Here is a 7035-nt window from a genome sequence, read left to right as displayed (position 1 = left end):
TATACTATAATACATGTTATCCTGCTTTTATTTGTAATGTCCACCTTTACAGGCTTTGGTGGGCTTACATCATCTCTGAATAAGATTCCATTCCAGCACATCTGGTATTTCTGGATGATTTTAGGTCTCTACATTACTCTTCCTGTTATAAATAAGTTTGTACAGCACGCATCATCTAAGGAACTTGATTATTTCATTGCAGTGCTTTTTGGAGGGTCAATATTTTATCAGATTACATTCATTCTAGGAATAAAACATTATGTTAACCTGAACCTGGTTTTGTGTCCAATTGCATATATGGTTTTAGGTAATTACCTGTCATCCAAAGAATTCAACATAGACAAAACAAAGCTTGTTTCATTAGCAGTTTTAGTTGTCCTTGCAGTTACAGCCATCAAAATTCTGGCAGTTAATGGATATTTTCCGCTTGAATATGTTACTGGATATGACATATCTTTATCTCCAAGAGTTGCTTCACAAGTCGATTTGGGAATTTTTGAGCTTTTGAGAGTATCTGCAATATTTCTGATATTGAGATACATATTTGAAATGAAAGATGGAATCTATTCAAAAATCAGAAAGTTACTGGAAAACGATGTTTTGGTAAGAATATACACTTCCATTAGTAAAGCAAGCTATGGAATGTATCTGTTTCATATAACACTTTATTTAATATTAAGTATATGGCTTAAAAAGCTTGCATTGTCAGGTACTCAGGTCTGCGTATACATTGTTTTCGTGACATTCGCATTGTTCCTGATATCATGGCTCGTTATTCTTGCAATTAACAGAATTCCATTTGTCAATAAGTTTTCAGGATACCATTAGTGAGGTTTTTTATGAAAATTTCAATAATTCTTCCTGTTTTCAATGAGGAGGAATATGTCAAGAATTCAATTGGAAGCGTATTGTCACAGAATTTTGATGATTTTGAGCTGATTATCGTAAATGATGGTTCAACCGACAATACTCTGAAAATAATTGAAAGATTTGAAGATGAAAGAATCATCATCATAAACCAGGCAAATCAAGGCCCTGGAGCAAGCCGGAACAATGCATTGAAGATTGCTTCAGGAGATTATGTGATGTTTCTGGATGGAGACGATGAATTCTGCCAGGATGCACTTGAAACAGCATACAACGAAATTAAATCAAAAGATACTGACATCAGCATATTTCAGATAATCAAGTATGACGGTGAGGACTATTCTGAAAACAGTTGGTTTAATCTTGACAATTTTCCTGAAAGCTTTGAAAATCGCGTGTTCAATCCCCATGAATGTGGGGATTTTCTTTTTGACATATCTGTCAGCGCATGCCAAAAGATTTTCAAAGGGTCTTTTTTAAGAAAAATTAATGCCAGATTTCCTGAAGGAATATTTTTTGAGGACATGCCGTTTTTCTTTTATACTTTTCTTAAAGCCCAAAGAGTTTCTATCATCAAAAGACATCTCTATAAACGTCTTAAGCATGATGGATCAATTACAGAAGTGGTTGATTCCAAATTTCTGGATACTGTCAGAGCCGGACAAATTCTAATGGACATATTCGTTAAAAACGGATGGTATGATATGTATACCTTCGACCTTCTTGCCTTTAAAATCAATGGTCCACGATATGCTTTAATGAATATTGAAGAAAAATACCAAGAACAACTGTTTGACTTGATTAAAAAAGACTACTCTTTGATTAAAACCAGTGCATATTATGAGGATTTTCTCAAAAATTTAGGACCCATTAAAAGGAAATTTTTCCTTGATATCTTAAAAGCAAAAGACTATGAAACATTTGTAGAAATTAACAAATAACATCCAAACTTATTTATTTTCGTATTAATTCAATTAGCATAATTTAATATATTCAATCAATAAATATTAAATTAAAGATTAATTGCTTTTGATTGGGGAAGTGTACATGAAGGATTCATTGAAAAATTTTTTTAAATCATTGAAAAATACAAATAATAAAAAAAGAAACTCTTTTATTAAGTTGAATTTAGATATAAAAGGTAGAGTTTATTTTAAATACACTATCGAAACATCACCTGACTTAGACAAATATTTTAGAAACAAACAACAGCATGTAAAAATAATTCATGGTGATGAAAAAGTTGCCAAAATTCCAGATAGCATATTAATTTTACCAGTCATAACTAATTTTATACCAGTAGCATGGTTTTTTGATGCTGAATTGATTGTGGATGAATTGGATGAAACTTTTTATAACTGTTTGGATAATATTAAAAAATCCTATAAAAAAATGTATCCTCTTGCCGAGTTTAAAGGTAAAATCACTGCTAACAAACTCGTTAACAATTCCTATGAACCTAGTGACACTTACATTTCTCTTTTTTCACAGGGCGTGGATTCATTATACACCGTTTGTGAAAATTTTGATAAAAAGTTGCATCTTGTCACAGTATATGGAGCGGACATCCCGTTAGGGAAAAAAGAAGGTTGGAAAAACTTATCTAATACAATAACCGAATTTTCAAATTCAATGCATCTAAACACATCTTTCATAGAAACTTCCTTTTATTCTTGCCTAAACCAAGATACATTAACTGATGAAATACAAAATGTAGCTAGTTCAGGCTGGTGGCATCAATTTCAACACGGATTAGTTTTCCTTGGTCATTCTGCACTAATAGCATACGTACATAAAGCAAAAGGAATACTTATTTCAAGTTCCCATTCTCCAAAAGAATCTGAATTTTTTAAAAAGGACATCATGCAATGCGCCTCATCACCAATAACTGATAATGAATTTAAATTTGCAAGTTGTAATGTTACTCATTTCGGTTATGAGGTTGAAAGATTTGAAAAAATAGAGGCAATTGTAAACTATTCCAAAAAACATAACCTATCTTTTCCATTAAAAGTTTGTTTTACTTCTAAAGAAGGAGGTAACTGCAGCATTTGCGATAAATGTAGCCGATGCATAATGTCTTTGATAGCATTGAAAGAGAATCCTGAGGACTATGGATTTAAAATTACTGACGAAACATTCATAAAAATCCAAGAAAACCTTATATATATTGAAAACGGAATCAATAAATTTGGTAAGGGTTGGAACATTCCTGGAGTAAAGATTTTCGATTGGTTTGTTATTCAGGAGAATTTTAATAAAGACCGAGAATATTGGAATGACAATCCTGACATTAACTGGATTTTAGATTACAATTTTGATAAAATTAAGAAAATCAAATATGATTACAAAGGCAACTTGCATTAATTAAGGTATTGTGAAAACGCTATGAGTTCAAAACATTGAACCATACAAACTCTTCGCCGGCCCAATAGCTAATCAGTATTGATGTCAGGCATATCACAACGAATATGGCAAAGACATTAAACGGAGAGAGAAAATAGAACAGTATCAAAAATACGGCTTGTGAAATGTAGAATATGATTTTTTTATTGGACAGATTCACATAGCTCAATATTCCAAGAACCACAGGAGTTGCTATTATTGCCAGAATATATAATATTGACTCTTCAAGTGAAACAAGACCATTCAAAGGCATGTTCAGGAGATGGCTAAACAGATAAATTTCCAGTACTGTGAGGAAAAATCCCTGAACGCCGCCGGTAACGGCCTGAGCCATAGTGTGTTTTTTTAAAAGAACCCTTGACCATATAACAATCGGATAAAGAATAGCAAAAATTGCACCGATTGGACCCAAAAGCAATATCAATGCCGCTACAGGGCCGCTTAAACCTGTTGTGTGAACACTGATTTTCCACCAGATGGTAAAAATCAAAACCACACCTGTATTTACGGAATAACATAAAAGCAGCAACGCTAAAAAGTTACTGACATTTAAAAACAGACATACTATAAAACCTATGAAATATGATACTATTCCAACTATCAATGGAACGAATCTGTCTTCCCGGTTGGAAATGTCATTGTCGGTGTTGATTTTTTTAGCCCAAAATACGATTATCGCCATCGGAAGAAGAGATGCAAAAATTAGGGAAATAAGTTCCATCTGGATAAATTTAAAAAAGTCAAACCCTCCGTTTTCAAAAGACAGAACAATACAGATTATCAGAAATAACGGTATTGTTATGATAGGAGGGTTTGTCAGTACCGAAATTGTTTTGGCCAGTTTATATTTGTTCATTGTATTATATTTTGATAATTAAAGTTAATAATCTATCGGTTTTAATATCAAATTCGCAACGAAATCGGTAATTTTGTTCATGTATTTTGTGATAATGTCGCTTGACAGGATCACTGCCACAACAAATACAAATGCCAGATTTACGATTAATGTAATAATATCATTTGCAACATATAATTTCACGTTCATGTCCATGAAATAAATTAAAATGAACATATGCAGCATATATATCGCCATTGAATTTCTTCCGAATTTTGTTAAGATTGATTCTTTGTTGGTCATGGCCCTGTTTAAAAGCAATACCATAGCCATTTCAATAAGTATCACTGCAACTCTTTTAATCATTTCAAACAATATATTTCCTGCGTATGGGGTTTTGAATACCATGACCCTTGCATCCAGGAAATTAATTGCAATTAAAATTAAAAGTATACCCAAAATAAATATGAGCTTAAAATGCCTTTGATAAAATCCGACCAGTTTCGGTCTGATTTGACTCAGTTTTTCCATATATGAATTATAATAGAATCCCAAAAGGAATATAGGGAAATATGCAAATAGTCTTGTCAGTCCCAAAATGTTTGGATGTATGTCTATTATTCCAAAAAACACGGCACAGATAAATGCGGTTAAAAGAGGGTATCTGAATTTGTCAAACAGAGGAAGCATTACCTTCATGAAAAACAATGCAACTAAAAACCATAAGCCCACTGATGCCTGAATGAATATCATGCTAATATCAATTTTGCCCGTTAGCATAAACCTGAACAGCTTGAGCACGATTGTAAATATTATATATGGGATTAATAGTCTTTTGAAGCTTTTAGCGTATTGGTCTGAAGATGTTTTTGAAAAATATCCGGAAACGAAAAAGAATAATGGAAGGGCGGTTATATAAAGTATTTTATCCCCCAACATCGGAAACATCTCGGAAGTGTTCAGATGCCAGCAAACTATCATAAGTATTGCCAGCCCCTTTAAGTTGTCAAATCTGTGAATCCTTTCATGAGTCATATTATTATATATAATTATCCTATTTTTTATACATTTTTACACATTATCTGAACTGTTGCTGATGCAATAGTTGTCAATGCAACAGTTTATATATGAGGACATCTTAATATTAAAACTATGAAATCATTAGTAGTTTATTATTCAAGAACCAACATTACAAAAAAGCTGGCTGAAGACATTGCAGCCAAAACAGGTTCCGACATTGACGAGATTATCCCTAAGGTAAACTACCAGGGAAAAATAGGATATGCTCGTGGAGGAAAGGATGCCATGCAGGAAAAGATAATAGAATTTGAAGACATGAAATTCAATCCCCAGGATTACGATGTAGTATATCTCGGAGCGCCTGTATGGGTAAGCAAGGCAGCGAATCCGCTTTTATCATACATTAAACAGAACGAAGGAAAATTCAATGAGGTCAAGTTTTTCATGACCGCCGGAAGCAGCGGCTTTGAATCATCATTTAAACAGCTTGAGAAATACTGCAAAAAACCTCTCAAAACAATTGGCCTTACAACCAAAGAGGTTAAAAAAGGAGAATACGATTTGACTTCATTCATCCAGTGATGATAACATGACAATTGAAGATTTTAAAAACATTGATGCAACCCTTATCCCTCCGGGAAAAATGATTACAATGGCCGCAAGGGGAATCAACATTTATGTCAACCACAACCTTGAAAAGTTCGGCATAAACGCCACCCAACTCTATTTGCTTTTTGAAATATCCAATGAAAATCCGATTAACCAGGAAAAGATAGCTTCAAGATGCAATATAAACAAGGGTGCTGTTGCACGGTCGGTCAAGAAACTCGAAGACAAGGGACTTGTTGAAAGGCAAATCGATGAAAACAACCGCCGACAGAACAAGGTTTTCCTCACCGAAAAGGGTAATGAGACATTGAATGAGACCATCAAATTATTTGACACCTGGGAAAGGGAAGTCATCAACAAAAATCAGATTATAGAAAAGGAACTCTTACAGAAGGTCCTAAAGGAAATAGTTATAAATACCATGGAACTAAATGCAAGGGAGAGTAAAAAATGAGTGAAAAAAGAAACAAAAATATTGAAATGATTACAGGAGACCCTAAAAAGGCTATTATCAAACTGGCTCTTCCCATGATGGTTTCCATGCTTTTGATTATGATGTATAACATTGCAGACAGTATATGGGTAGCCGGTCTCGGTGCCGATGCACTTGCTGCAATAGGATTTATCACACCTCTTTTCATGGTGCTGGTCGGTCTTGGAAACGGTATCGGTGCGGGAGCAAACTCCCTTATTGCAAGAAACATAGGAGCGGGAAACTATGAGCAGGCAAACAACGCAGGTCTTCACGGAATTCTTCTCTCCATAATAATTTCTGTAATATTCACAATTCTGATTGAAGCGTTCATGGTTCCTATTCTGCAGTTTATGGGTGCCGGCGATACAATCCAGTATGCGATGGATTACAGCTACATCATATTCGGATTCCTGTTCATATTCGTATATTCAGGTGTGGCTTCAGCGATATTCAGATCAGAAGGTGACATGAGACGTGCAACAATCGCAATTGCAGTAACAGCTATCCTGAACATCATTTTAGATCCTATTTTCATATATGTATTGAATCTGGGAATTTCAGGTGCTGCATGGGCAACCATCATATCCGCTGTAAGCTCTTGTCTTGTGATGAGCTACTGGATATGGGGTAAAAAGGATTTGTATCTTGACCTTTCACCGAGCAACTTCCATTATTCAGGAAAGATGATTATCGATACCCTGCAGGTTGCAATTCCGTCAACATTGGAAAACGTTGTATTTTCAGCTCTGGCAATCATCATAAACAGCATGCTCGTAATGGCTGCAGGTACAACAGCGGTTGCAGTATATACCGCTTCAATGAG

General features: G+C 34.4%; 8 protein-coding genes. 6 read left to right on the top strand and 2 right to left on the bottom strand.

The features are described from left to right. From ACKI2P_RS08900 to ACKI2P_RS08890, 3 genes are all read left to right on the top strand, one after another. A partial coding sequence (locus tag ACKI2P_RS08900; protein WP_407376959.1) for an acyltransferase family protein occupies positions 1-828 on the top strand: 828 nt, incomplete at its 5' end. An 11-nt stretch (positions 829-839) separates the two neighbouring features. Continuing rightward, positions 840-1808 (top strand): glycosyltransferase family 2 protein, encoded by a 969-nt coding sequence (locus tag ACKI2P_RS08895; RefSeq protein WP_407376957.1) that lies wholly within the window; start codon positions 840-842, stop codon positions 1806-1808. 181 nt (positions 1809-1989) lie between these two features. Beyond that, positions 1990-3234, top strand: coding sequence for a hypothetical protein (locus ACKI2P_RS08890; RefSeq protein ID WP_407376955.1), 1245 nt, complete (start codon positions 1990-1992; stop codon positions 3232-3234). Between the two features lie 19 nt (positions 3235-3253). Here the strand turns inward: ACKI2P_RS08890 and ACKI2P_RS08885 are convergent, their stop codons facing one another. Continuing rightward, entirely contained in the window at positions 3254-4129 is an 876-nt protein-coding gene (locus ACKI2P_RS08885; protein ID WP_407376954.1) for a hypothetical protein, read from the bottom strand. 24 nt (positions 4130-4153) lie between these two features. Next, positions 4154-5143, bottom strand: coding sequence for an acyltransferase family protein (locus ACKI2P_RS08880; protein ID WP_407376952.1), 990 nt, complete (start codon positions 5141-5143; stop codon positions 4154-4156). 117 nt (positions 5144-5260) lie between these two features. Here ACKI2P_RS08880 and ACKI2P_RS08875 point away from each other — a divergent pair, with 117 nt between their 5' ends. The 3 genes from ACKI2P_RS08875 to ACKI2P_RS08865 form a co-directional block, all read left to right on the top strand. Further along, positions 5261-5710, top strand: a complete 450-nt coding sequence (locus tag ACKI2P_RS08875) for a flavodoxin family protein (protein ID WP_407376950.1) — start codon at positions 5261-5263, stop codon at positions 5708-5710. A 7-nt stretch (positions 5711-5717) separates the two neighbouring features. After that, entirely contained in the window at positions 5718-6191 is a 474-nt protein-coding gene (locus ACKI2P_RS08870) for a MarR family winged helix-turn-helix transcriptional regulator (RefSeq protein WP_407376948.1), read from the top strand. Beyond that, positions 6188-7035, top strand: an 848-nt coding sequence (locus tag ACKI2P_RS08865; protein ID WP_407376946.1) for an MATE family efflux transporter, incomplete at its 3' end; no start/stop codon positions are given. The genes ACKI2P_RS08870 and ACKI2P_RS08865, both read left to right, overlap by 4 nt.

This window comes from Methanobrevibacter sp., from assembly GCF_045541095.1.
GTDB lineage: Archaea > Methanobacteriota > Methanobacteria > Methanobacteriales > Methanobacteriaceae > Methanocatella.
This window is presented reverse-complemented; position numbering and strand designations above follow the sequence as displayed.